Here is a 1,315-nt window from a genome sequence, read left to right on the forward strand (position 1 = left end):
GAAGTCCTCCAAGGACAGTACGTCGACTGTCGTGCGCCCGGTCATGGCTGCATCCCCGTAGTCATCGTCGATAACCGTTGGCCATGCCCAGGTTAGTCGGGGTTCGCCCGGCCCACCGGCTCCGGGCCGTACGAAGGCGGGTTCGCCCGGCCTACCGGGTCAGGGCCGTACCGCTGCGGGTTCGCCCGGCCGACCGGCGCGGAGCCGGCGTCCGGGCGACGCCCGGGGTCGCCCGGCAGGCGGGGAAACTGGGCGTCCGGGACCGGGACGCGCCCGGAGGCGCCGCCGGAACCGGGACCGCCGAACTTCCGCCCGTCAACCCCCTCCGGGCGGTAGTGTGAATCTTCCCTCCCCACGACCCCCTCCTCCCCCGTCGAAAAGCACCTTGGGTGACACTACTTCGGTCCGAACACTATGCGGCGGCCGGAGCCGGCGGGTGCGCATTCACCTGTCCGGGGAGCGGCGCCACTGGTTTCCGTTAGCCAGCGTGGGCAAACGAGGGAGCGTGGAAGATGGATTTCGACGTCACGGTTGAGATCCCGAAGGGTCACCGCAACAAGTACGAGGTGGACCACGCGACCGGCCGGATCCGGCTGGACCGTACCCTCTTCACCTCCACGCAGTACCCGGCCGACTACGGCTTCATCGAGGGCACCCTGGGCGAGGACGGCGACCCGCTGGACGCGCTGGTGCTGGTCCCCGAGCCCACCTTCCCGGGCTGCCTGATCCGCTGCCGCACCATCGGCATGTTCCGGATGACGGACGAGAAGGGCGGCGACGACAAGGTCCTCTGCGTGCCCTACGAGGACCCCCGCCAGGAGCACCTGCGCGACATCCACCACCTGGGCGAGTTCGACCGGCTGGAGATCCAGCACTTCTTCGAGGTGTACAAGGACCTCGAGCCCGGCAAGTCGGTCGAGGGCGCCACCTGGGTGGGGCGTACCGAGGCGGAGGCCGAGATCCGCGCCTCGTACCAGCGCGCCAAGGACGCCGCCGAGCACGGCGAGGCGCACTGATCATCGGACGTGTGACAGGTCCGGGTCGCTCGGCGACCCGGACCTTCGCGTCTCAGCCGAGCAGGTCGCGGGCCCGGTCGTAGAGGTCGAGCACCGCACAGGCCACCGGCACCACGGAGACCACCAGCGCGGTGTCGGTGAGGTCGGCCAGCCGGCCGAGGTACGGGGAGACCGGCCGCCGGGCGTACGTGGCGCCGGCCGCCACCGCGACCAGGGCCAGGGCGAGCCCGCCGACGGTCAGCGCGAGCAGCCGGCGGAGCCGGCCGGCCGGCGAGCACCGCGCCGAGCAACGCGGATCC

1 protein-coding gene and 1 pseudogene are annotated in these 1,315 nt (G+C 71.5%); one reads left to right on the forward strand and one right to left on the reverse strand.

Going from position 1 to position 1,315, the window contains the following annotated elements; all coding sequences use genetic code 11:
• Positions 1 to 512 precede the first annotated feature (512 nt).
• Positions 513 to 1,016: an inorganic diphosphatase gene (locus JNW87_RS38795; protein ID WP_109802630.1), complete on the forward strand. Its 504-nt coding sequence runs from the start codon at positions 513 to 515 to the stop codon at positions 1,014 to 1,016.
• 52 nt (positions 1,017 to 1,068) lie between these two features.
• On the opposite strand, the pseudogene JNW87_RS38800 reads toward JNW87_RS38795, so the two are convergent.
• Positions 1,069 to 1,315, reverse strand: a pseudogene (locus JNW87_RS38800) (type VII secretion integral membrane protein EccD); the annotation flags it as partial.

Origin of the sequence: Micromonospora sp. ATA51 (assembly GCF_016802855.1) — a bacterium.
GTDB classification, from domain to species: Bacteria; Actinomycetota; Actinomycetes; order Mycobacteriales; family Micromonosporaceae; genus Micromonospora; species Micromonospora sicca.